Consider the following 24,702-nt stretch of genomic DNA (forward strand, 5'->3'; position numbering starts at 1 on the left):
TCACACGTTCTTTGTGCAATTTCCCAGGAAATATTTCTCGGGCAATAAAAAAAGGCGAGATTTTTATCTCGTCTTTTTATTATTTACTCAACGAATTAGTGTTGTGAAGCACCGGAAACTGTATCAGGAGCAGTGTCTTCTTCTGGTTCTGATTCTTCGTGTTGAGATGCACCTGTTGCAGCATCAGCTTCCAAGCCGTACTTTTCAGCAAAGTAACTAAATGGCTTCAAATCTTCTGCTTCATACTTCTTGACGAATGCTGGATCGTCAAGTGAATTCAATTCAGTTGAGTAAGGCATGTTGTGGGTGTACTTAACGTCGATTAACATTGGTCCATCCATCTTCTTGAATTCGTCAACTGCTTCTTCAAATTCTTTCTTAGTGCGAACTACTACGCCCTTAACATTCATACCTTCAGCAACTTTAGCCCAGTCGTTATCTGGAAGCTTTACACCTGACAATGGTTGGTGTGATTCATCAACTTGTTCAGCTTCAATGTAACCTAAAGTTTCATTAGTAAATACAACGTTCAAGATATGCATGTTGTAGCGTGACATGGTCAAAAGTTCTTGGTTCATCATGGCAAAGCCACCATCACCAGCTAAGTTCCAAACTTCACGGTCTGGGTAAACTGTAGCAGCCATCAATGCGGCAGGAGCACCATAACCCATAGTTGCGTGAAGGCCAGAAGTTGTCCACTTTTGATCATCATGCAAGTTCAAAAGACGGCATGAGTCAACGTTTACGTTACCTACATCGATTGCAAAGACAGCATTGTCATCAGCCTTCTTGTTGATAACATCCCAGATTGGTTCTTGACGAATAGGCATTTCATCTGAGTTCTTGAAGCTGTCTTCCCATGCATCCCAGTTTTCACGGTCTGCAATAGCAGCCTTGTAAAGTGGTGATTCAGGTCTTTCTTCACCTGCATCAATGATTGCACGAAGTGCCTTTTTAGCATCTGCAAGCATTGAAACATCAGTTGAGTGACGCTTACCAAACTTAGCAGGGTCAACATCAATTTGGATAACTTTAGCATTCTTAGGGAACCATAATACTGAGAATGGTGAGTTATTGCCGACCCAAACTACTAAGTCAGTTGCAGTTTGAACTTCTTGAGCTGCCTTAGGTCCAATACGACCAATTGTACCCATGTATGCTGGGAACTTGTCTTCAACAACACCCTTGCCTAAGTATGATGACATAATAGATGTCTTGAATTTTTCAGCAAATTCCTTAACTTCTTCACCAGCATCTCTAGCACCTAAACCAATGTACATTGTTGGGTTCTTTGCTTCCTTCAAAAGCTTAACAGCTTCATCAACTGAAGTCTTAGTTGGTGCTGGGTAATTTGGTTCTGGATGAGCATCCTTGTTTACACGGAAGTTATCCTCAATCTTTTGCCAACCATAGTCCTTAGGAATAATTAAAACTGCCGGACCTTTTCTTGCGTAAGCTTGACGAATAGCTTCATCAGTTAATACTGGAATAAGTTCTGGAGTCTTAGCTGATGCGCACCAAACGCTAGCATCTAAGAACCATTTATCTTCATCAAAGGCTTGGAAGAAGTCAATGTCTTGCTTGCTAGTTGGAACGTTGGCTACAATTGCGAGCATTGGTGTCTTGTCGTATTTAGCATCGTACAAGCCGTTAAATAAGTGGGCAGCACCAGGACCAGCTGAGCCAAAACATACACCCAATTTACCAGTAACTTTGTATTCAGATGAAGCAGCAAGTGCGCCAGCCTCTTCGTGACGAACTTCGATAAACTTCATTTTATCTCTAAAGTCATAAATAGCATTCATGCTGGAGTCAAAAGATCCACCTGGGAAACCATAAATATGATCAATTCCCCAGTCATAAATAACTTTAAGCATTGCATCAGAACCATTAATTTTAGTCATATATGTGCATCTCCTTAATTTTGTTTCTTTCATAATGTATTAAAGCACACTTTTTCACATTTGCAAAACGGCAAAAATCCCGTTATTATGCAAATGAAAACGCTTTTGTAATAATAATCACTTCACAAAGTTGGATAATTTATTACTTATGCTTCGCCGATTGGTAGCGTTTTACATTGTGATTTCATGAACATTATTATACTAAAACTTTTTAATTTTATATATATTTTTGTTTACTTATAGCTAAAATATTTTCAAAATTTTTCTATTATTTTTTAGTTTTAGCCCAAAGTATTTCCCAGGTTATTTTTTTGGAGCACAAAAAAAGAAACATGATCGTTTTTAGACCATGTTTCTTTTAGCATTATTTATTAAAGATTACTTTTTAACTTTTGAATAGCGTCCATTTTGAATATAAACACTTAAAATAGCTAAGTCAGCTGGGTTTACCCCGGAAATACGTTCTGCTTGAGCTAAAGTTTCAGGACGAATCTTTTCAAACTTTTGACGAGCTTCAGTTGCTAAGCCTTCAATTGCCTCATAATCAATATCTGCTGGGATCTTCTTAGCTTCTTGGCGCTTCAAGCGAGCAATACGAGTTTCCTCTTTCTTGATATAACCAGCATATTTAATACTGATTTCTACTTGTTCTTTTACGTAACGATCGCCAGGAACTTTTTCACCAGTTAATCTCTCAATGTCTGAGATCTTCACGTTTGGACGACGTAAGAAGACATCTGCCTTAACGCCGGCCTTCATTGGTTCTTGACCGATACTCTTCAAAAAGTCTTGTACATCATCAGTCAAGTGAACTGTGATTTCATGCAATCTTTCCTTAGCATCCCTGATAGCTTGCTTTTTAGCTTCAAACTTCTTATAACGATCATCAGAAATAAGACCTAATTCATGACCATATTCTGTTAAACGCAAGTCAGCGTTATCAGTACGCAAAATCAAACGGTATTCTGCACGGCTAGTAAGCAAACGATATGGTTCGTTAGTACCCTTGGTTACTAAGTCGTCAATTAAAACACCGATGTATGCATCGTTTCTACCTAAAGTAAAGCCAGGCTTGTTTTGTGCAGAAAGTGCAGCATTAATACCAGCAATTAAGCCTTGTCCTGCAGCTTCTTCGTAGCCAGAAGTACCGTTCATTTGACCAGCAGTAAACAAGTGCTTTACGTTTTTGGTTTCCAAAGTATGCTTCAATTGCCATGGTTCAACTACATCGTATTCAATCGCGTAACCTGGACGCATCATTTCAGCATGTTCAAGTCCAGCAACAGAGTGAACCATCTTCAATTGAACTTCTTCTGGCATTGAAGTTGAGAAGTCACCTACATAAACTTCCTTAGTAGTTTTACCTTCTGGTTCAAGGAAAATTTGGTGACGATCCTTATCAGCAAAGCGTACAACCTTGTCTTCGATTGATGGACAATAACGAGGACCCACACCCTTGATCACACCAGTAAACATAGGCGCACGGTCAAGGTTATCACGGATAATTTCATGTGTAGTTGGGTTAGTATAAGTCATCCAGCAAGAAATTTGGTGCTTTAAATAATCGGCATCACTAGTTTCAAATGAAAAGTGACGTGGGGTCTTATCTCCTGGCTCTTCTTCAGTCTTAGAGTAGTCAATAGTGTTGCCATTAACACGTGGAGGAGTACCAGTCTTGAAACGACGAAGCTTAAAGCCAAGCTTTTCCAAATTTTCAGACAACTTAATTGAAGGGGTAGTGTTGTTAGGGCCTGATGAATAAGTAAGCTCACCAATAATAATCTTGCCGCGAGCTGCAGTACCAGTAGTCAATACAACGCTTTTAGCATGATACTTAGCACCAGTATTGGTAATTACACCCTTGCAGACACCGTCTTCAACAACTAATTCATCCACAATTGCCTGACGCAAGGTCAAGTTAGGCGTGTTTTCAATGGTATCCTTCATATGTTCGTGATATTGCCACTTGTCAGCTTGGGCACGAAGAGCACGTACTGCAGGACCCTTACCTGTGTTTAACATTCTCATTTGAATGTAGGTAGCATCGATGTTCTTTCCCATTTGGCCGCCTAGAGCATCAATTTCTCGTACCACTGTACCTTTAGCTGGTCCACCAACAGATGGATTACATGGCATAAATGCGACCATATCTAGGCCAATAGTTACTAACAAGGTCTTTTGACCCATATGAGCACTTGCAAGAGCTGCCTCACAACCAGCATGCCCAGCTCCTACAACAATTACATCATATTCGTTTGAATCATACGTCTTAATCATTATTTCCCCTACTTTCCTAAACAGAATTGACTAAACAGTTGAGTGATCAATTCATCTGGTGCACTTTCACCAGTAATTTCACCAAGTGTATCCCAAGCACCAGTGAAATCAATCTGTGCAATATCCACAGGCACTCCGTTGTTAACAGCTTGAACAACATCCTGCAATTCACTTTTAACCTTAGTTAAAAGTGAAGTTTGGCGTTGGTTAGTAACCATAACTTGGTCATTAGAATTTTCAATTCCTGAGAAGAACAACTTGTTAATCAATTCTTCGAGTTGGTCCAAATTCTTTTCTTTCAAAATTGATGTCGAAATAACTTCGCTGCCTGTTAATTTCTTAATTTGGTCAACTGTGAGTTTTTGTCCCAAATCTGACTTGTTTAAAATGATAATCCGTTTTTTAGATTTAGTCTCGTCAATAAGTGCTTTATCTTCGTCTGTTAAATCTTGACTTGCATCTATCAACAAGAGGACAAGATCTGCTCGCTCAAGTGCCTTTTTAGATCTTTCCACACCAATCTTTTCCACTTTGTCATCAGTATGGTGGATACCTGCAGTATCAATTAATTCTAGAGGTACTCCTTTTACAGATACATATTCTTCAAGAGTGTCACGAGTAGTACCTGCAACATCAGTTACGATGGCCTTATCGCTTTGCGTTAAGTAGTTTAACAATGATGACTTACCAACATTTGGTCGTCCCACAATTGCTGTTGCAAGGCCATTACGCAAGATTTTACCCTCTTGAGCAGTATTTAAAAGACGGTCAATTTTCTTAATTACTGAATTTGCTGTGTCAGCCATTTGCTTAGCTGTTACCGTATCGGCATCATATTCCGGGTAGTCGATATTAACTTCCACGTTAGCTAATGTATCCAAGATCTCTTGACGCATTGCGCGTATCTTGTGCAAAAGTCCACCTTCAAGCTGCTTTTCTGCAACTTGACGTGCTTTATCAGTTTTAGCACGAACGATATCCATGACACTTTCAGCTTGCGTTAAATCGATTCTGCCGTTAACAAAGGCTCTCTTGGTAAATTCACCTGGATCGGCCATTCTTGCCCCATGTTGCAAGAGCAATTGCAAAATATGATTGGTAACTACAATACCACCGTGACAATTGATTTCCACAATATCTTCACGGGTAAAAGTCTTAGGCGCGCGGAGCACTGTTACCATTGCTTCATCAATGGTCTCACCAGTATCAGGATCAATAATATGTCCGTAGTGGATTGTGTGAGTCGGAACTTTAGCTAAATTTGTGCCCTTAAAAACTTCGTTAGCAATTTTAACTGCATCTTCACCGGACATACGCACCATAGAGATTCCGCCTTCACCAATAGGTGTGGAAATCGCTGCAATTGTATCAAATTCAGTTAGAACTTGAGCCATAATCTTTCCCCTTTTCTCAATAAAAAAAGTGCATTATCCCACCACGAATAAACATGATGGATAAAGCACTTTGACTACTTTATCTAAAATCATTTTTAGATTAAATATTCTTTTATTTTTGTTTGCGTCCTAAACGCTTGTAGGTTCTTCTTAGCTTACGTTTACGTTCGCGTTCTGCCTCAGCCTTTGCTTCTTGCTCTTTTCTGTATTTAAGAGGGTTTTGCAAAATAAAGGTTTGAACTGCTTGGAACAAGTTAGAAATTACCCAGTAAAGTGTAATGGCTGATTGGAATTGCAATGCCATTACACCAACCATGATGGACATCCCGTATGTCATTATCTTGGTCATACCATTTTGAGATGACGCAGGTGTTGATAATTGACTAATGTATGTTGACAAGAAAGTAAACGCCATTGCCAAGATAGGCATGATAAAGTATGGATCCGGTTTACTCAAATCCATCCATAAAAAGCGTCCATGTTGCAATTGTGGTGTACGTAAAATAGCACCATACAAAGCATACATAACAGGCAACTGAATTACCAGAGGTAAGCACCCAGTATATGGATTTACTCCGGCTTCTTTATAAAGCTTGTTAGTTTCTCGTTGTAATAACGTTCTTGATTCAGTGTCACGTCCTGGATATTTCTTACGCAGCTCGTTAATTTGTGGCTGAATGCTTTGCATCTTAGTTGTACTTCGAATTGACATAGCATTCAAAGGTAATAAGATGACACGGACAATAATAGTAAAGATAATAATTGCCCAGCCGTAGCTATTACCCATTAATTTAGCTAGCCACAAAATGAAAGCTGACATGTAGTAAATAACCCAACGGTCCCACCAGTTACCACTTGTATGTGATACTGGTGCTACATGACCATTTGCACCCTGAGTTGCACACCCTGTTAAAACAACAGCCAAGGTGATAACAGCTAAGACTGCAAGAAGACGTTTGACATTTCTTTTAGTCAGAATGTCCTTCAATCTAATTTTCCTCAACTTCATCTGGCATTTCTTCAATGACATGTGCCAAAGCTAACGCATGTAGCAAGTTTTTGCGTACTTCAGACATATCAAAATCGCGAGCATAAGGTCGCGTAATGATTAAAAAATCAACATTTGGATTAATCTGCAATTTTTCTTCATCAATTACGGCCCGAATATAACGCTTGAGTCGATTACGTGCGACAGCGGTATGACCAACCTTCTTGCCTACAGAAATACCCACTCGAAAATGTTTATTCTCAGGTTTTTCTACTACATATATGACAAAAGCACGGTTAGCGACGGAGTCGCCAGATTCGAAAACTTGCTGGAAATCTTTTTCAGATTTTACTCGATAAGACTTTCTCAAAACGTTTCATTCCACTCTAGTAGACTAAAAAAACCACTGGGATTCAGTGGTTTAAGCAGATAAGACTTTTCTACCTTTTGCACGGCGTCTTGCTAAAACCTTACGGCCATTTGATGTGCTCATGCGCTTCATAAAACCGTGAACACGTGAACGGTGACGCTTCTTAGGTTGGTAAGTTCTTTTAGTTGTCATTATAAACTGCACCTCCATAAATTCTTTGTGCCAACTGCACAATTTCTTATTAAGGATAGCACGAATAGCAATAAAAACCAAGTATTTATTGAAAATAATACTGTGATTGTTGCTCCATATTTTTCAATTTTTTAACTCATTTTGTGTGGATAAAAAATATTTTTATTTTTCCACAACTCAAAATTCACAAATTAATCCCTATGTTTTTCCACAACTCACATCGTGTTAAAAACTTAATTCACACCATGTGGATAACGCATATGTATTTTAGATCAAAGTCTTGTTACAATAGCTTTTGCTATCCACACTATAACTGTGCATAAATTAATTGTTTCGCTTCTATCATGTCAAATTGTGCATATTCAAAACTAAAATATCCACAACTTGTTTAAACTGTTAATATTTATTTTGCTTGTGGAAAACTTTTTATTAACATGCTAAAATAAATATGCTTTTTATCAACATGGAGGAATGCAAATTGTTCGACATTGAAAAATTTTGGCAATATTTTAACGACGAAATGCGCGCTCGTTTTAATGAAATTGCCTATAATGCATGGTTTAAAAATACTAAGCCCATTTCTTATGATAAAAAAACTCATGAATTAAAAATTTTAGTTCAAAATCCTGTTGCCAAGGGCTATTGGGAGAAAAATCTTTCATCACAATTAATTCAGTCAGCATACGGTTATGCTGGAATCGAAATTCTACCTGTATTTAAGATAACTGAAGACAATGACACGCCTGAAAGAATTGTTACTCCTGAACCACAACACGATATTCGAGTTCAACAAAGAAATAGGGCGCAACAAGAATTCACTAAGGATTTAAAGTTAAACGAAAAATACACGTTTGACAATTTCGTTCAAGGTGAAGGAAATAAATTAGCTGCCGGTGCCGCATTGGCTGTCGCAGATAGTCCCGGTAGCTTTTACAATCCTTTATTTATATTTGGGGGAGTCGGTCTTGGTAAAACTCACTTGATGCAAGCAATTGGACATCAAATGCTACTTGAAAGACCCAACGCTAAAGTAGTTTATATACAGAGTGAGACTTTCGTCAATGACTTTATTAATTCAATAAAAAATAAAACACAGGACCAATTTCGCGAAAAATACAGAACCTGTGATTTATTACTAGTTGATGATATTCAATTCTTTGCTAAAAAAGAGGGAATTCAAGAAGAATTCTTCCATACTTTTGAGACTTTATATAATGATCAAAAGCAAATCGTAATGACCAGTGATCGTTTGCCAACAGAAATTCCTGATTTATCAGAACGTTTAGTTTCTCGATTTACATGGGGCTTACAAGTTGAAATTACTCCACCAGATCTTGAAACTCGTATTGCTATTTTACGAAGAAAAGCTGAATCCGAAGGCTTAACGATTGATGACAACACACTAGATTACATTGCTTCTCAAGTAGATACTAACATTAGAGAACTTGAAGGTGCTTTAGTTAAAGTGCAAGCATACGCTACTATCGAAAAAGCTGACATTGATATTAACTTAGCTAGGGAAGCTTTGGTTGATCTCAAGCTTGTACAGAAAAATCGTGGCTTACAAATTTCAAAAATTCAGGAAGTTGTCGCAAATTACTTCCAAACTTCAACTGCTGAATTAAAAGGTAAGAAGCGTGTACGACAGATTGTAGTGCCACGCCAAATTGCAATGTATCTTTCCCGTGAATTAACTGATGCAAGTCTACCTAAAATAGGACAAGAATTTGGTGGCAAAGATCACACGACAGTAATGCACGCTTATGATAAAATCGATAAGCAAATGAAAACTGATGCTGATATCAAGACGGCTGTTTTCGATCTGAAACAAATGCTTGAGCATTAATTAGAGTTTTCCACTGTGGACAACTACTCAAGTTTTACACATCTTTTTTAACCGTTACGTTTCCGTTATTTTAAGGCTTCTTATGAGTTTTCAACAGAATTCACAGGCCCTACTACTAATTAATTATATAATTAATATAAATAAAGAAAGAAAGTCACTCACCTATGGGAGGAAGAAAATGAAATTTACGATCAATCGCAACCTGTTTATTGAGAACTTGAACAATGTTATGCGTGCCATCTCATCAAGAGCTACTATTCCAATTCTTAGTGGGATCAAATTAGATTTAACAGAAGATGAATTAACTTTAACCGGTAGCGATACTGATATTTCTATCGAAATCAAGATTCCTGTAAACGAAGACTTGAATGTGGAATCTACTGGATCAATTGTTTTACCTGCTAGATTCTTCAGTGAAATTGTTAAGAAATTACCAGGTAAGGATTTCTCTTTTGAAGTAAAAGAAAGTTTCCAAACACAAATCGTATCTGAGAATAGTGAATTTACAATTAATGGATTAGATGCAAACAACTATCCACGTTTACCAGAAATTTCTGATGCTGCTTCATTTACTATTTCAGGAAAAACTTTCAGAGAAATTATCAATGAAACACAATTTGCTACTTCAAACGACCAAACAAGAGCAATTTTAACTGGTGTACGTTTCTTCTTTAATCCAGATAACATTAAAGCAGTTGCCACTGACTCACACCGTCTTTCACAAAGAACCATTGCTTTAGAAAACGGACCTCAATCAGAAACTGATTTGATCATTCCAGGTAAAAGTTTGCAAGAATTAGCTAGAATTATTGCAGAAGCAGATCCAGAAGTTAAAGTTTGCCCAGGGGATAACCAAGCACTCTTTGTAATTGGCAATCTTTCATTCTACTCACGTCTTCTTGATGGAAATTATCCAGATACTGATCGTTTAATTCCAACTGAAAAGACTACCAGCATTGAATTTGATATTCCTGAATTATCCAGTGCGCTTGAACGTGCAAGTTTGTTAACTCACGCAGGCCGCAACAACGTTGTAACTTTAACTTTGGATGTGGAAAACCAAACTGCTAAATTATCAGGTAAATCTGCTGAAATTGGTAACGTTGAAGAAGATGTTAGCTTCAGAAACCTAGAAGGCAATAATTTGGAAATTTCATTTAACCCAGATTATATGCGTGACGCTCTTAGAGCATCAGTTACTGATTCAGTAATTATGGACTTCACTAAACCACTTCGCCCATTTGTCATTAATCCTGATAAAGACGATGTCGAATTTGTTCAATTGATTACTCCAGTAAGAACTTATTAATCAAGTACACAATTTTAAGCTACTAAAAAGCCACCCTTTGCGGCAATGTCATTAAGTTAAGGCATTGACAAAACTGGTTGCTTTTATGGAACTCAAATCGTTATTGATTTGAGTTCTTTTTTTATCCTTTTTGACATTCCCTTCGTAAAATAAAAGAGGAAGGGTGAAGCCCTTCCTCTCATCGCTATATTATTCGGGTCTTTCATAGAAAGTTCAGGTATTAATATGAAAAACCTTCATACCAATATTTTAAAGCGCTTAGATCAAATTATCAACGAAACTGCAGACCATATTCATGATTTTATTGATTCGCCTTCGGCCTTTACCAGAAAGCGTAAGCTTGATGCTTTTACTTTGATTAAAACTACACTTAACATGCAGGGAAATAGTTTGGAAAAAGAACTTGATGATGCCTTTGAAGATGAAGATAAACTAATGACTGCTTCTGCTTATGTCCAACAAAAATCTAAGCTTTCTCCGACATGTTTTAAACATATTCTGCAGACATTTAATCAAGACTTATCTAATATCGAACTCTTAGATAATCATTACCGTCTTTTCGCTATTGATGGCTCTGATTTTAACCAGCTTTTCAATTCTAATTCCCAAAATATCATATTAGCCAATCAATATTCTAAAGCAATTTGTCAGGTACATGTTAATGCTTGTTATGACTTGCTTAATAATATTTATCAAGACTGTGTTTTTCAACCAAAAGCAAAAATGGATGAACGCGGCGCAGCTATCAGAATGTTAAAAAACTTGGATTGCGGACCGTATATTGTGATGATGGATCGAGGCTATACTAGTTTTAATCTGCTTGAGAATTGCAATCGTTTGCCTAACTGCTATTACGTTATTCGTACTAAAGCAGGTAAAACTGGAATTAAAGAAGTTTCCTCTTTGCCCAATCAAGAATGCGATGTCAATATCAATTGCAGAGTTACTATTTCTCATCAATATTATCTCGCTCATCATAAATATGAGAATATCCACCTGATATTGCATAAAAAGAGACATTATAAACAATATCGTTCCAAGAATACTGTGGATTCGCGCTGGGATTTTGAAGATTTTTGTACGGTTAAATTTAGAGCCTGCAAATTTAGGATTAATGATCCAGATTCTGGTAAAGAAGAATGGGAGGTTGTTTTAACCAATTTGAATCGAAAAGACTTCCCGCTGTCACGCATAAAAGATTTGTATCATCTCCGCTGGGGGATTGAAAACTCATTCAGAAAGCTAAAGTATGATCTGGGCTCAGTACAATTTCATTCTAAACAAGATGACTTTATTGAGATGGAAATTTTAGCTCATATGATCATGTTCAACGTAAATAGTCAGATAGATTGCCAGGCAGATGTACCGCAAGAGCATTGCAAATATAGCTATATCATCAATTTTAAGATGGCTTGTTCTGTAATTCATAAGCACTATTTGAAATCTTCATCTGATCAAATCTTTTTCAAAATTTTAAGACGAATAAGCAGATATACTGTCCCGATCAGACCAGGACGCAAGAGTAAGCGTACTATGAAAGTTCAATCTCCTGTTTATTTTATATATAGAGTAGCCTAGCAGAAAAAATCAGCTATTTTAAAAATAGCTTTTTTGGCATGTAAAAAAGAACTCAAATCAATAATGATTTGAGTTCCATAAAAGCAACCAGTTTTGTCAATGTCTTAACTTAATGACATTGCCCTTTGCGGTGGCTTTTATTTTTCTGATTTTTTGTTTAACGCGTCAAAAAACGGCTTATATAATTTTTTATTCACCCTAGTGTGATTAGTTTGATTTTCAAAAAAACGCTTATAACGCTTTAAATAGCGTTTTAAGTTTGTTATTTTTGTTGAAAACTAATATAATTATATAGGTATAAAGGGCATTGAAGGTGAGTATTATCAAGTATTTTACAATTACAGGCGAGTACATTACTTTGGGACAATTTCTGAAGGAGGAAAGCTTTATTTCATCCGGTGGACAAGCAAAGTTTTATTTGCAAGATAATCCTGTAACTTTAAATGGAGAACTCGAAAACCGACGTGGTAAAAAATTGTACGTTGGTGATCGTTTACTCGTTAATGGACAAGAATACGAATTTCGGTAGGAAAATTAATGTATCTTGATCATTTCACTGTGCAAAACTTTCGCAACTTAAAAAAGTTGGATGTGGACTTTGACCCAAACGTCAATATTTTTATTGGCAAGAATGCACAAGGGAAAACAAATTTGCTAGAAGCAATTTATTTTTTGGCATTAACACGTTCTCATAGAACCAATAGTGACAAAGAGTTAATTGGTTTTGGCGGAGAATACACAAATTTGTTGGGACATGTGCAAAAGAGTCAAGTTGATTTAACTTTGCGAGTGTTAATCACAAAAAAGGGTAAAAAAGTGTGGATAAATCGAGTTGAGCAAAGTAAATTATCCAAATACGTTGGTCAGCTAAATGCAATTTTATTTTCTCCTGAGGATTTGGAGTTGATAAAGGGTGCACCAGCACTGCGGCGTAGATTTATGGATCAAGAATTTGGTCAAATCAACTCGGAATATTTATATTTTGCCAGCAAGTATCGCCAAGTACTGATTCAAAAGAATAATTATTTAAAGCAGCTATCTAAGGGCAAAGCAAAAGACAAAATTTTTCTGGATGTTTTGTCAGATCAGCTGGCAGGTATTGCGGCAGAGGTTATTTCTCGCCGCTTTAAATTTTTACGATATTTGAGTCATTATGCAAGCGATGCTTATGCACATATTAGCTTGGGCGGTGAAAAACTTGCGATCGCGTACCATCCGTCTGTTTCAGATATTAATGCAGATGACAGTACTGAAACGATCTATCAGAAAATTTTGGCAAGTTATGAGCGCAACAAGGCAGTCGAAATCCGCAAAGGAACTACCACATCTGGTCCACACCGTGATGATATTGAGTTTAGACTTGATGGCAAAAATGCTCATTTATATGCTTCGCAAGGGCAGCAGCGATCTATTGCTCTTAGCGTAAAACTCGCGGAAATTCAATTGGTTCACCAGTTGACTGATGAATATCCGCTGCTCTTATTAGATGATGTCATGAGTGAATTGGATCATGGTCGTCAGAGTGCACTTCTTAATTATATTCACGGTAAAACCCAAACGTTTATTACCACAACGGATCTTGAGGGGATTTCTTGGGAAATAATTAAAAAGCCACGTGTGTACCACATTCAATCAGGCAAAATTAGTTTGGAGAAGGAGAATTAAATGGCTGATAAATCAAAAGAAAATCTTGATAAGGTCAAAAAATATGAAAAAGAGGCCGACAAGTATAATGCCAGTCAAATTCAAGTCTTAGGTGGTCTTGAGGCTGTTCGTAAGCGTCCTGGTATGTATATCGGTTCGACTAGTTCTCAAGGTTTGCACCACTTGGTGTGGGAAATTATTGATAACAGTATTGATGAACGACTTGCTGGTTTTGCTACCAAGATAGATGTAACTATCAACGAGGACGGTAGCGTTACTGTTCAAGATGATGGTCGTGGTATTCCTGTGGATATCCAAAAGAAAACTGGCCGTCCAGCACTTGAAACTGTCTTCACTGTTCTTCACGCCGGCGGTAAGTTTGGCGGTGGCGGATACAAGGTTTCAGGTGGTTTGCACGGTGTAGGTGCATCAGTTGTTAACGCCTTATCCACAAAGCTTGATGTTACTGTTATGCGTGATGGCAAGAAGTACTTTATTGACTTTGATCACGGCCGTGTAAAGGATGAAATGAAGCAAATTGGCACAGTTCCACTTAGTGAACACGGTACTATTGTTCATTTTTATCCAGATCCTGACATTTTCACTGAAACTACAGTTTTTGATGACAAGATCTTAAAGAACAGAATTCGTGAATTAGCCTTTTTGAACAAGGGATTAACACTTACATTTACGGATAAACGTAAAGACACTGCAGAAACTGATGTGTATAAGTATGAGGGTGGTATCAAGGAATACGTTGCCTTTTTGAACAAGGGACAAGAAGTATTATTTGATGAACCTATCTATGTAGAAAGTACCTACAATGGAATCGATGTCGAAGTAGCTTTGCAATATACAAATGGCTACAAGACAACCTTGATGACTTTTGCCAACAATATCCACACCTATGAAGGTGGGATGCACGAAGCTGGATTCAAGACTGCTTTAACACGTGTGGTTAATGATTATGCACATAAGGCTAAGATCTTAAAGGACAAGGATGATAACCTTTCCGGTGAAGATATTCGTGAAGGTATGACTGCCGTTGTCTCAGTTAAGCACCCTAATCCACAATTTGAAGGTCAGACTAAGACCAAGCTTGGTAACTCAGATGCTAGAACCGCTGTTGATAAGTCATTCTCTGAAACCTTTAGCCGTTTCTTGATGGAAAATCCTTCAGTTGGACGCAAGATTGTTGAAAAAGGTCAATTGGCTGAGCGTGCTAGAACTGCAGCTAAGCGTGCACGTGAAGTAACGCGTAAAAAGTCTGGTTTGGAAATTGCTAACTTACCAGGTAAGCTTGCCGACAACACCAGTAACGATCCAAGCATTTCAGAATTGTTCATCGTTGAGGGTAACTCAGCCGGTGGTTCTGCTAAGCAAGGTAGATCTCGTTTAACACAAGCTATTTTGCCTATCAGAGGTAAGATTTTGAATGTGGAAAAAGCTTCAATGGATCGAATTTTGGCTAACCAAGAAATTAGATCTTTATTCACAGCTTTAGGCACAGGCTTTGGAGCAGACTTTGATGTTTCAAAAGCACGTTACCACAAGTTGATTATCATGACAGATGCCGATGTCGATGGGGCTCACATTAGAACACTTCTTTTGACACTGTTCTACAACTACATGTGTCCAATGATCGACAAGGGATATGTTTACATCGCTCGTCCACCTCTGTACCAAGTTCGTCAAGGCAAAGTAGTTAAGTATCTTGATACAGACGAAGAATTACATGACTATTTAGGCAGCTTGCAACCAAGTCCAAAGCCTGTAGTTCAACGTTATAAGGGACTTGGTGAAATGGACCCAGAACAGCTTTGGGAAACTACCATGAACCCTGAAAATAGACGATTAGATCGTGTAAGTCCTGAATATGCTAGAGATGCTGATGCGGTCTTTGAACTTTTGATGGGTAATGAAGTTGCACCTAGACGTGACTTTATCCAAAAGAACGCTAAGTACGTAGAAAACTTGGATGCATAGGAGGTTTTAAATGGACGAGAATCAAACTCAAGATCATAGAATTAGAAATGTTGATCTAACTAGCATGATGCGTAGTTCCTTCTTGGACTATGCCATGTCAGTTATTGTGGCACGTGCTTTGCCTGATGTTCGTGATGGTTTAAAACCAGTACAGCGTCGTATTCTTTACGGAATGAGTGAACTAGGTGTAACGCCTGATAAGCCATACAAGAAGAGTGCCAGAATTGTTGGTGAAGTTATGGGTAAATTCCACCCACACGGTGACTCATCAATTTATTTGGCTATGGCTCACATGGCACAAGATTTCTCATACCGCTACATGTTAGTCGACGGACACGGAAACTTTGGTTCTGTCGATGGGGATGAACCAGCCGCAATGCGTTATACCGAAGCTAGAATGAGCAAGATTGCTGTGGAAATGCTTCGGGATATTAACAAGAATACGATCGACTGGCAAAGAAACTATGATGATACCGAAAATGAACCAGTAGTTTTGCCAGCTAGAATCCCTAACTTGCTTGTTAACGGTGCTAACGGTATCGCCGTTGGTATGACTACTAACATTCCACCTCACAACTTGAGTGAAGTTATTAGTGGTTTGCACATGTTGATGAAAAATCCTGATGCAACTACCAAGGACTTGATGAAAGTTATCCCAGGACCTGACTTTCCAACAGGCGGAATTATCATGGGTCGTGGCGGAATTTACCGCGCTTATGAAAGTGGTAAAGGTAACATTGTTGTTCGTGCTAAGACCAATATTGAAACCGAAAAGAGCGGTCGTGAACGCATAATCGTAAGTGAAATTCCATTTATGGTTAATAAGGCTGAATTGGTTAAGAAGATTGCTGATTTGGCTCGTGAAAAGATCATCGATGGTATTACCGGTGTTCGTGATGAATCTGACCAGACTGGTATGAGAATTACGATTGATATCCGTAGGGATGCAAGTGCGAGCGTTGTTTTGAACAATTTGTTCAAGCAAACTCAAATGCAAGCTAACTTCGGTATGAATATGGTTGCTATCGTTGATGGTGCTCCGCACTACTTAACTTTAAAGCAAATGCTGCAATACTACTTGGATCACCAAGAAGACGTTGTAACGCGTAGAACCAAGTTCGAATTAGCTAAAGCCGAAGCAAGGGCACATATTCTTGAAGGTTTAAGAATTGCGCTGGACAACATTGATGAAATTGTCCACATCATTCGTAGCAGTCATTCAAGTGATATTGCAAAGGCAACTTTGATCAGTCGCTTTGGCCTTGATGATAAGCAATCTCAAGCTATTTTGGACATGAGATTAGTTCGTTTGACAGGCTTGGAACGTGACAAAGTTGAAGCTGAATACAAAGATTTGCAAGCTAAGATTGCTGATTACAAAGATATTCTTGCTAAACCAGAACGAATTGATAAGATCATCTACGATGAATTGCTTGATATTCAAAAGCGTTTTGGCGATAAGCGTAGAACTGAAATCGGTGCTAGCGAAGTCGTTTCAATCGAAGATGAAGATTTGATTGAAAAGCAAAATATTCTTTTGACTGTAACGCATAACGGCTACATCAAGAGAATGCCTATCCAAGAATTTAAGACCCAAAACCGTGGTGGTAAAGGTATCAAGGGTATGGGTGTTCAAGACGGCGACTTTATTGAACACTTGATTTACTCAAGTACGCACGACATGCTCTTATTCTTCACTAACGCAGGTAAGGTTTACTCAAAGAAAGCCTACGAAATTCCTGAATACGGCAGAATGGCTAAAGGTTTGCCAGTAGTTAACTTGCTCCAATTAGAAAAGGGCGAAAAAGTTCAAACTGTAATCAACATTCCTGAAAATGCGGATGACAATTACTTGTTCTTTATCACCAAGATGGGGACAGTTAAGAGAACACACGTCAGTGAATTTTCTAATATTCGAAACAGTGGATTGATTGCACTTACTCTTCGCGATGGGGATGAATTGAGTAATGTATTAACCACTGATGGCAATCAAAATATTTTGATTGGTACCCACTTAGGTTACGCTGTTACCTTCAATGAAAGTGATGTTCGTGCTATGGGTAGAACTGCTGCCGGTGTCCGCGGAATTAACTTGCGTGACCACGATTACGTTGTCGGCTCAGGCGTTTTAGGCAAAGACGATCAAGTCTTAGTAATTTCTGAAAAAGGTTACGGAAAACGTACAGCTGCAGCTGAATATCCAGTTAAAGGACGTGGCGGTAAAGGTATCAAGACCGCTAATATCACTGAAAAGAACGGTCCTCTTGCCGGTGTAATTGTTGTTAACAAGGGCACAGACATCATGGTGATTACTACAAACGGTATTATGATTCGCTTTAAGACTAAGGACGTTTCTGAAACTGGACGTAGCACTATGGGTGTTCGTTTGATTAAGGTTAATGATGATAGCAAGGTTGCAAGTTTAACAATCGTGCCAAATGAAGCTGATCAAGATCAAACTGATGACGAAGAATAATTAAAAATAAAAAATTTCAATTTCTAAAAAAATTATCAAACTTTTTTGCGTAATAAATAGTGAGCAGTAAAAAACTGCCAGGATCACGTGAAAAACTGTTTGGTAATTTTTTATTTATATGCTAGAATTAGAAATTGCGAGTAATATTTCAATTACTCCTTGTTCTTGATTTTAGCAAGAACCATATAGTCCAAAAGGAGGTGCAATAGTCATGGCAACTACAAAGTACGAAGTAACTTACATCATCAAGCCAGATGTTGACGAAGATAACAAGAAGGCTCTCGTAGAAAACTACGACAAGGTTATCGCTGATAACGGTGGTGCTATGGTAGAATCCAAAGACTGGGGCAAGCGTCGTTTCGCATATGAAATTGATAAGTATCGTGAAGGTACTTACCACATTATGACTTTCACTGCTGACAACGCTGACGCAGTTAACGAATTTGGCCGTTTGTCAAAGATCGACAACATGATCTTACGTTCAATGACTGTTAAGTTAGACAAATAATTTTAATTTATTATCGATGTGATTTAGGAAAGGGAGGACATAAGTATGATTAATAGAGTTGTACTTGTTGGCCGATTAACACGTGATCCTGAATTGCGTACTACTGGGAGCGGAATCTCGGTTGCTACGTTTACTCTTGCTGTTGACCGTCAATTTACAAATAGTCAAGGTGAGAGAGGCGCAGACTTCATTAGCTGTGTAATTTGGAGAAAATCTGCAGAAAACTTCTGCAACTTTACTTCCAAAGGTTCGTTGGTTGGTGTAGATGGCCGAATTCAAACCAGAAGTTATGATAATAAAGATGGGCAAAGAGTATATGTAACAGAAGTTGTTGTTGATAACTTCGCATTGCTTGAATCACGTAAAGATCGTGAGGCCCGCGGTCAAAATGGTGGTTATACACCAAATGCTGGAAATAATAGTGCACCAAGCACTAACAATTTCCAAAATAATGGTGGATCTCAAAATAATAATCCACAGAATAATAACAATCAAAATGCTTCACAAGATCCATTCGCTGGATCAGGCGATACGATTGATATTTCTGATGATGATCTTCCATTCTAAAAAATAAATTTAAGAAAGGATTCTAGGACATGGCTCAACAAAGAAGAGGTGGCCGTCGTCGTCGTAAGGTTGACTACATTGCAGCTAACCACATCGATTACGTTGACTACAAAGATGTAGATCTGTTGAAACGTTTTATCTCAGAAAGAGGTAAGATTTTACCACGTCGTGTTACTGGCACTAGTGCTAAGAACCAACGTAAAGTAGCTAATGCAATTAAGAGAGCTCGTATCATGGGCTTATTGCCATTCGTTGCTGAAGACTAATTTAGATCGAATAAAAACCAAGATACTCAGGGATTATTTCCTGGGTATTTTTTTAGTCTCATCTTTTTAATCCACATGCGTAATAAGGTATAATTGACACTGATATAGTTTACTCTTATAGGAAGGATCTTCATGAAAGATTTTTTACATAAGCTTGAATTGCCTGAGTTTATTAAGGATTCAAGATTAACAGCTTCCGTGATAATCATTTTGGCGCTTTCCTTATTAGGGAGCATAATTGCAATGATTATGAATCCGTTATTCGGATTAGCAATGGTATTGGTTTTTATTTTAACCGTTGCTTTTGCATTTTATGGAACCTATATTTTGGCAGGTAATGCAAATAGCTTTGCAGTTAATTTGTCTTATCGCATAAAGCGCAGTGAACAAGAAGCAATGATCAAAATGCCTCAGGGTATTTTGTTATATGATTCTGATCACCAAATTCAATGGGTTAACCCATATTTGCAATTGTATTTAAAAGATACAGATTTGGTAGGTCACACTATTGAAGCAGTTGATCCGGATTTGAATAAATTGCTCAATGAAGTAATTGAGGCTAAAACATCAGAGAACCATATCGTCGATTGGGATGGACATCGCTTTGAGATGGTGGTTCAAGATAACCTGGGCGTAATTTATTTATTGGATATTACGCGCTACGCAAAAATTGAAGATAAGTATAAGGCTGAACGTCTGGCTATTGGACAAATATTCATCGATAACTATGATGAATTAAGCGAAACCATGCATGATCAAGAATTAACCAGCATGAGTTCTTACGTACAAAACACGTTGAGTAATTATGCTAAGAAGTTCCAGGCCTATTTAAAACGAATTGATGAAGACCATTTTCTTTTGCTGGTTCACATGCAGGATTTAGCAGAAATGGAAAAAGACAAATTCTCCGTTTTAGATAAGGTGCGTCAAGAAACTAGCCGTAACAATACGCCATTGACTTTATCTATGGGGATTGCGTTTGGTAGTGACTCATTATCTGAAATTGCTAACCAAGCTCAATCTAACTTAGATTTAGCCCTTGGTCGAGGCGGGGACCAGGTTGTTTTGCGTCAGCCAGGCAAAGATGCTCGCTTTTATGGTGGTAAATCTAATCCAATGGAGAAACGAACTCGGGTTAGAGCAAGAATGGTTTCTCAAGCAATTAGTGAGTTGTTTAAGGACGCAGATCGTGTCTTCGTAGTAGGACACCAACGCCCAGACATGGACTCTGTCGGTAGTGGTATTGGTGTAGTAAAATTAGCTCGTCTTCATGGCGTTAAAGCTAACTTTGTTCTTGATACCAATAAAACTAACTATGACGTTGGACGTCTAGTCACACGTATGCAACAAAAGAATCAGGATAAAGATATTTTCATCAGTCCTGAAGAGGCTCTAGCTGAAGTGACCGATAAATCGATGTTGGTTATGGTAGACCACTCTAAGTATTCAATTACTTATTCACAGCCTTTATATGATCGGTTGAAAAACAGAATTATCGTAATTGATCACCACAGACGAGGCGAAGAATTCCCAGAAAATCCAATGCTTACATACGTTGAACCATATGCTTCATCAGCCTGTGAACTGGTTACTGAAATGATTGAATACCAGCAGCCAGCTAATGGCAAACGTGTCTTAACCGACCTTGAAGCAACGGCAATGCTTGCTGGTATCGTGGTTGATTCAAAGGAATTCTCACTTAGAACTGGTACTAGAACGTTCGATGCCGCAAGTTACTTGCGTTCAATCGGTGCCGATTCAGCTGTAGTAAGCATGTTGTTAAAAGAAGACATTGATAGTTTCCTTGAACGCACACACCTAGTATCAACTCTTAAGATGGTTAAGCCACATATGGCTGTACTTTGCGGTCCTGATGATAAAATTATCGATCCAATTATTACCGCACAAGCAGCTGATACTGCCCTTGATTTGGAAAATGTAGGTGCAAGCTTTGCCATCACAAGACGTAGTCAAGATACGATTGGTATTTCTGCTCGTTCAATGGGTAAAATCAATGTTCAAATTATAATGGAAAAGCTCGGCGGTGGTGGACACCTTTCAAATGCGGCAACGCAGATTAAGGGTGTTACTATTGAAGAGGCAAAACAAAAATTGCTTAAGGCAATTGATGAATATGAAGAAGAAAACGATTAATTAAAAGGGGGACCTGAGAATGAAGGTTATTTTTACACAAGACGTTAGAGGTCGAGGCAAGCGTGGACAAGTTAAGGAAGTTCCAGACGGTTATGCACAAAACTATTTAATCAAGCGTGGTCTTGCTAAGGCAGCTACTAAGGGTAACATGAACACCTTAAAGCGTGTTGAAGCTAATGAAAAAGCTGCTTATGAAGCAGAAAAGGCTGAAGCAGAAAAAGTTAAGGCAGAACTTGAAAAAGACAGCACTATTGTTAACTTCAAGTCAAAGGCTGGTAACGATTCTCGTTTGTTTGGTTCAATTTCAAGCAAGAAGATTGTTGAAGGTCTTGAAAAGCAATACGGCATCAAGATTGATAAGCGTAAGTTGAATTTGCCAGAACCAATCAAGACTTTGGGTTACACTAACGTTCACGTTAAGTTATTCAAGGGCGTTGAAGGAACTATTCGCGTTCACGTTACTGAACAAGACTAATTATTTTTATAAAAGTGGTTGTGATTGATGGATAATATTGTTTCTCAACAGATTCCACACGACTCTGACGCTGAAAAAGCCGTTTTGGGTGCGATTTTCATAGATCCAGAAGCGATTGCTGATGCCAGTGCGATTGTGCAACCTGAAGATTTTTATGAGCGGGCAAATCAGATTATTTACCAGGCAATGCTGGATTTGTCTGACCGCGGGGATGCAATTGATCCACTGACTCTTCAGGATGAGTTGAACAAGCGAAATCAGTTGGATGATATAGGCGGAATTGGCTATGTTTCTGAATTAGCTATGGCTACGCCAACTGCAGCGCATGTGAACTTTTATGCACAAATTGTGCACAAGAAGGCACTGCTTAGAAGATTGATTTCAGCCAGTCAAAATATTATTACTAATGCCATTAATGGCTCAGATGATGTAACAGATATTCTTGATGACGCGGAAAGCGAGATCATGAATGTCTCATCTGAAAACAATACTGGTGGCTTTAGATCAATTAAGGAAGTTGTTAATTCAACGATTAATGATATTAACAATCTTCCTGAAGATAATAATATGGTGACTGGTCTGCCAACTGGATTCTATGAGCTAGATAAAATGACTACTGGTTTCCACGATGATGAATTGATCATTATCGCGGCTCGTCCTGGTGTTGGTAAAACTTCCTTTGCATTAAACGTAGCCCAATATGTAGGGTTGCACACAGATAAGTCTGTAGCAATGTTCTCACTAGAAATGAGTGGTGAACAACTTGTGCAAAGAATGTTAGCTTCTGAAGGTTTAATTGATTCTCAGCACCTCAGAACTGGTCAATTAAACCAAGAAGAATGGCACAATTTGGTAATGGCAGCAGGTTCGCTTGCCAGTACCGATATTTTCATTGATGATACTCCGGGTATCAAAATGAGTGAAATTCGTGCCAAATCACGGCGCCTTGCTAAAGAAAAAGGCAATTTAGGGCTAGTTGTTGTCGACTACTTGCAGTTGATTGAAGGTCCACGTAGTGAATCACGGCAACAAGAAGTTTCCGCAATTTCTAGACAACTTAAAAAGCTCGCTAAGGAGCTTCACGTGCCCGTCATTGCCCTTTCACAGTTGTCACGGTCAGTTGAGCAGCGTCAAGATAAACGGCCTGTATTGTCCGATATTCGTGAATCTGGGTCAATTGAACAGGATGCCGATATCGTTTCGTTTCTATATCGTGATGACTACTATCGTGATGAGCCAGAAGACGGCGAAAATAGTGGTAGTAGTAGCGAAGTTGGAGCAGAAGACGATAACGGTGAAGTTGAAGTAATTATTGAAAAGAACCGTTCAGGTAGTCGTGGGACAGTTAAATTGATGTTCTCGAAGCCATATAACCGCTTCTCGAACCTTGATTATGCACATGATGATCCTGATGGAAATTAAGCACATGTTAAAAGCATGTGCTTTTTTTATGCAAAAAAAACACGAATATTGTTTGAAATAAGTTGATATAAAATCATAGATTTATATAATATAGAAACAATAAACGCAAATATAAATAATATAATTCGTGTTTTGTATTGAAATCTGAAAATTATTCTGGTATACCTATTTATGAGATCAAAAACATCAATGAATTTTTGGAGGATTTTTAAATCTATGAAGTTTAAAAAGGTATTAGTCGGTGCATTAGCAGTTTTAGCTACTGTCTCACTTGCCGCATGTTCAAATAATAAAAAGAGTTCATCTGCATCATTAAATGATCCTAAGGAATTGAACGTTGAATTTGTGCCAAGTACACAAGCAAACAAGATGGAAGCTAAGGCAAAGCCACTTGGAACACTTTTGCAAAAGCAATTGCATATTCCAGTTCACGTAACAGTTTCTACCGATTACAGCGGCTTAGTTGAAGCAATGTCATCTAAGAAAGTTGATGTTGGTTTCATGCCACCTTACTCATACATTCTTGCTCATAAGCGTGGAATTGCAGATGTTCTTTTGCAAGCTGAACGTTACGGCTATGATGAGCCATCTGGTAAGATGAACCACACCTTAATGCACAAATACCGCGGCATGATCGTAGTTAAGAAGGGTTCTAAGATTAAATCTTGGAAAGACCTTAAAGGTAAGAAAATTGCGATCGGTGACCCAAGTTCTTCATCCGGTTACGTTTACCCAGTTGCTGAACTTTACAAGAAAGGTTTAAACGTAACTAAAGACTGTAAGTTGGTTAACATCAAGGGTGACGACCAAGAAGTATTGTCAGTCTTAAACGGTGACGTTGATGCCGCATTCGTCTTCTCAGATGCACGTAACATCGCAGCTCAAGATGATAAGAAGGCTATGACCGACGTTGTACCAATCTACTTCACTAAATGGATTCCTAACGACACAATCGCAGTTAGAAAAGATATGCCTAAGAAGTTTAGAGCTAAGCTTTCTAAAGCATTCAAGAATATTGCTAAGTCTAAGAAAGGTAAGAAAATCATCGAAAGTATCTACAACCACTACGGCTATGTAGATGCTAAGGATTCAGACTTTGATGGTTTGCGTCAATACCAAAAGATCGTTAACAAGGCTACTGGTAGCAACAATAACTAAAACTAAACAAAGCAATAAACAATAATTAAGGACCTGCTTAAAAAGTAGGTTCTTTTTTGATATAAATGCTATGTAGTTTCGGTTAAAATATAAGTAATAGTAAAGTCATGTGGTAATAAGTCAAATGAAAGGCATGATATTTGTTCTCTTTGATCAGAATTTTGAGTATATGAAACTAAGCCTTACTC

General features: G+C 38.1%; 20 protein-coding genes. 14 read left to right on the forward strand and 6 right to left on the reverse strand.

Annotated elements, in window-relative coordinates; all coding sequences use genetic code 11:
- Positions 1-95: 95 nt before the first annotated feature.
- The 6 genes from spxB to rpmH all read right to left on the reverse strand — a co-directional run bounded on the left by spxB (position 96) and on the right by rpmH (position 7,125).
- Positions 96-1,904, reverse strand: coding sequence for a pyruvate oxidase (gene spxB, locus RDN22_RS03560; RefSeq protein ID WP_308555975.1), 1,809 nt, complete (start codon positions 1,902-1,904; stop codon positions 96-98).
- Between the two features lie 378 nt (positions 1,905-2,282).
- Positions 2,283-4,181: a tRNA uridine-5-carboxymethylaminomethyl(34) synthesis enzyme MnmG gene (gene mnmG, locus RDN22_RS03565; protein WP_308555977.1), complete on the reverse strand. Its 1,899-nt coding sequence runs from the start codon at positions 4,179-4,181 to the stop codon at positions 2,283-2,285.
- 8 nt (positions 4,182-4,189) lie between these two features.
- The gene (gene mnmE, locus RDN22_RS03570; protein ID WP_308555979.1) at positions 4,190-5,575 is read right to left on the reverse strand and encodes a tRNA uridine-5-carboxymethylaminomethyl(34) synthesis GTPase MnmE; all 1,386 of its coding nucleotides are present in this window, start codon (positions 5,573-5,575) and stop codon (positions 4,190-4,192) included.
- Positions 5,576-5,687: 112 nt separating this feature from the next.
- Positions 5,688-6,584, reverse strand: a complete 897-nt coding sequence (locus tag RDN22_RS03575) for a membrane protein insertase YidC (RefSeq protein WP_308555981.1) — start codon at positions 6,582-6,584, stop codon at positions 5,688-5,690.
- Positions 6,565-6,933, reverse strand: coding sequence for a ribonuclease P protein component (gene rnpA, locus RDN22_RS03580; RefSeq protein ID WP_308555983.1), 369 nt, complete (start codon positions 6,931-6,933; stop codon positions 6,565-6,567). The genes RDN22_RS03575 and rnpA overlap by 20 nt, the downstream gene beginning before the upstream one ends.
- A 51-nt stretch (positions 6,934-6,984) precedes the next feature.
- On the reverse strand, positions 6,985-7,125 hold the full coding sequence (rpmH, locus tag RDN22_RS03585; RefSeq protein WP_003549412.1) for a 50S ribosomal protein L34: 141 nt from the start codon (positions 7,123-7,125) through the stop codon (positions 6,985-6,987).
- Positions 7,126-7,603: 478 nt separating this feature from the next.
- Between rpmH and dnaA the strand changes: the two genes are divergently transcribed.
- From dnaA to RDN22_RS03655, 14 genes are all read left to right on the forward strand, one after another.
- On the forward strand, positions 7,604-8,971 hold the full coding sequence (gene dnaA / locus RDN22_RS03590; protein WP_308555991.1) for a chromosomal replication initiator protein DnaA: 1,368 nt from the start codon (positions 7,604-7,606) through the stop codon (positions 8,969-8,971).
- A 178-nt stretch (positions 8,972-9,149) separates the two neighbouring features.
- The gene (gene dnaN, locus RDN22_RS03595; RefSeq protein WP_308555993.1) at positions 9,150-10,280 is read left to right on the forward strand and encodes a DNA polymerase III subunit beta; all 1,131 of its coding nucleotides are present in this window, start codon (positions 9,150-9,152) and stop codon (positions 10,278-10,280) included.
- A gap of 225 nt (positions 10,281-10,505) precedes the next feature.
- Positions 10,506-11,858, forward strand: coding sequence for an IS4 family transposase (locus RDN22_RS03600; RefSeq protein ID WP_308555995.1), 1,353 nt, complete (start codon positions 10,506-10,508; stop codon positions 11,856-11,858).
- A 313-nt stretch (positions 11,859-12,171) separates the two neighbouring features.
- Positions 12,172-12,387 carry a S4 domain-containing protein YaaA gene (gene yaaA, locus RDN22_RS03605; RefSeq protein WP_308555997.1) on the forward strand — a complete coding sequence of 72 codons (216 nt, stop codon included), beginning with the start codon at positions 12,172-12,174 and terminating at the stop codon, positions 12,385-12,387.
- 8 nt (positions 12,388-12,395) lie between these two features.
- Positions 12,396-13,523 (forward strand): DNA replication/repair protein RecF, encoded by a 1,128-nt coding sequence (recF, locus tag RDN22_RS03610; RefSeq protein WP_308555999.1) that lies wholly within the window; start codon positions 12,396-12,398, stop codon positions 13,521-13,523.
- Positions 13,524-15,488 (forward strand): DNA topoisomerase (ATP-hydrolyzing) subunit B, encoded by a 1,965-nt coding sequence (gene gyrB, locus RDN22_RS03615; protein WP_308556001.1) that lies wholly within the window; start codon positions 13,524-13,526, stop codon positions 15,486-15,488. It begins immediately after the preceding gene.
- Between the two features lie 10 nt (positions 15,489-15,498).
- Positions 15,499-17,964 (forward strand): DNA gyrase subunit A, encoded by a 2,466-nt coding sequence (gyrA, locus tag RDN22_RS03620; RefSeq protein ID WP_308556003.1) that lies wholly within the window; start codon positions 15,499-15,501, stop codon positions 17,962-17,964.
- A 211-nt stretch (positions 17,965-18,175) separates the two neighbouring features.
- The gene (rpsF, locus tag RDN22_RS03625; RefSeq protein ID WP_308556005.1) at positions 18,176-18,472 is read left to right on the forward strand and encodes a 30S ribosomal protein S6; all 297 of its coding nucleotides are present in this window, start codon (positions 18,176-18,178) and stop codon (positions 18,470-18,472) included.
- Between the two features lie 45 nt (positions 18,473-18,517).
- Positions 18,518-19,039, forward strand: coding sequence for a single-stranded DNA-binding protein (gene ssb, locus RDN22_RS03630; RefSeq protein WP_308556007.1), 522 nt, complete (start codon positions 18,518-18,520; stop codon positions 19,037-19,039).
- Between the two features lie 29 nt (positions 19,040-19,068).
- Positions 19,069-19,305, forward strand: a complete 237-nt coding sequence (gene rpsR / locus RDN22_RS03635) for a 30S ribosomal protein S18 (RefSeq protein ID WP_003549366.1) — start codon at positions 19,069-19,071, stop codon at positions 19,303-19,305.
- A gap of 132 nt (positions 19,306-19,437) precedes the next feature.
- Complete coding sequence (locus RDN22_RS03640) at positions 19,438-21,459, forward strand: DHH family phosphoesterase (RefSeq protein WP_308556011.1); 2,022 nt, start codon at positions 19,438-19,440, stop codon at positions 21,457-21,459.
- Positions 21,460-21,478: 19 nt separating this feature from the next.
- A complete protein-coding gene (gene rplI / locus RDN22_RS03645) occupies positions 21,479-21,934 on the forward strand; it encodes a 50S ribosomal protein L9 (protein ID WP_308556013.1) in 456 nt (151 codons plus the stop codon).
- Between the two features lie 27 nt (positions 21,935-21,961).
- Entirely contained in the window at positions 21,962-23,356 is a 1,395-nt protein-coding gene (gene dnaB / locus RDN22_RS03650; protein ID WP_308556015.1) for a replicative DNA helicase, read from the forward strand.
- Positions 23,357-23,572: 216 nt separating this feature from the next.
- Positions 23,573-24,514 carry a phosphate/phosphite/phosphonate ABC transporter substrate-binding protein gene (locus tag RDN22_RS03655; protein ID WP_308556016.1) on the forward strand — a complete coding sequence of 314 codons (942 nt, stop codon included), beginning with the start codon at positions 23,573-23,575 and terminating at the stop codon, positions 24,512-24,514.
- Positions 24,515-24,702: the final 188 nt, after the last annotated feature.

It is taken from the genome of uncultured Lactobacillus sp. (genome assembly GCF_902491705.1).
Taxonomy (GTDB): Bacteria; Bacillota; Bacilli; order Lactobacillales; family Lactobacillaceae; genus Lactobacillus.

Bases quoted from the DNA above. Each gene is read 5' to 3' on its own strand.
- RDN22_RS03575 (WP_308555981.1), bottom strand. From the start codon at position 6,584: ATGAAGTTGAGGAAAATTAGATTGAAGGACATTCTGACTAAAAGAAAT.
- RDN22_RS03655 (WP_308556016.1), top strand. From the start codon at position 23,573: ATGAAGTTTAAAAAGGTATTAGTCGGTGCATTAGCAGTTTTAGCTACT.
- rpmH (WP_003549412.1), bottom strand. From the start codon at position 7,125: ATGACAACTAAAAGAACTTACCAACCTAAGAAGCGTCACCGTTCACGT.
- rpsR (WP_003549366.1), top strand. From the start codon at position 19,069: ATGGCTCAACAAAGAAGAGGTGGCCGTCGTCGTCGTAAGGTTGACTAC.
- rpsF (WP_308556005.1), top strand. From the start codon at position 18,176: ATGGCAACTACAAAGTACGAAGTAACTTACATCATCAAGCCAGATGTT.
- gyrA (WP_308556003.1), top strand. From the start codon at position 15,499: ATGGACGAGAATCAAACTCAAGATCATAGAATTAGAAATGTTGATCTA.
- mnmG (WP_308555977.1), bottom strand. From the start codon at position 4,181: ATGATTAAGACGTATGATTCAAACGAATATGATGTAATTGTTGTAGGA.
- gyrB (WP_308556001.1), top strand. From the start codon at position 13,524: ATGGCTGATAAATCAAAAGAAAATCTTGATAAGGTCAAAAAATATGAA.
- RDN22_RS03600 (WP_308555995.1), top strand. From the start codon at position 10,506: ATGAAAAACCTTCATACCAATATTTTAAAGCGCTTAGATCAAATTATC.
- dnaB (WP_308556015.1), top strand. From the start codon at position 21,962: ATGGATAATATTGTTTCTCAACAGATTCCACACGACTCTGACGCTGAA.
- spxB (WP_308555975.1), bottom strand. From the start codon at position 1,904: ATGACTAAAATTAATGGTTCTGATGCAATGCTTAAAGTTATTTATGAC.
- ssb (WP_308556007.1), top strand. From the start codon at position 18,518: ATGATTAATAGAGTTGTACTTGTTGGCCGATTAACACGTGATCCTGAA.
- RDN22_RS03640 (WP_308556011.1), top strand. From the start codon at position 19,438: ATGAAAGATTTTTTACATAAGCTTGAATTGCCTGAGTTTATTAAGGAT.
- mnmE (WP_308555979.1), bottom strand. From the start codon at position 5,575: ATGGCTCAAGTTCTAACTGAATTTGATACAATTGCAGCGATTTCCACA.
- rplI (WP_308556013.1), top strand. From the start codon at position 21,479: ATGAAGGTTATTTTTACACAAGACGTTAGAGGTCGAGGCAAGCGTGGA.
- dnaN (WP_308555993.1), top strand. From the start codon at position 9,150: ATGAAATTTACGATCAATCGCAACCTGTTTATTGAGAACTTGAACAAT.
- recF (WP_308555999.1), top strand. From the start codon at position 12,396: ATGTATCTTGATCATTTCACTGTGCAAAACTTTCGCAACTTAAAAAAG.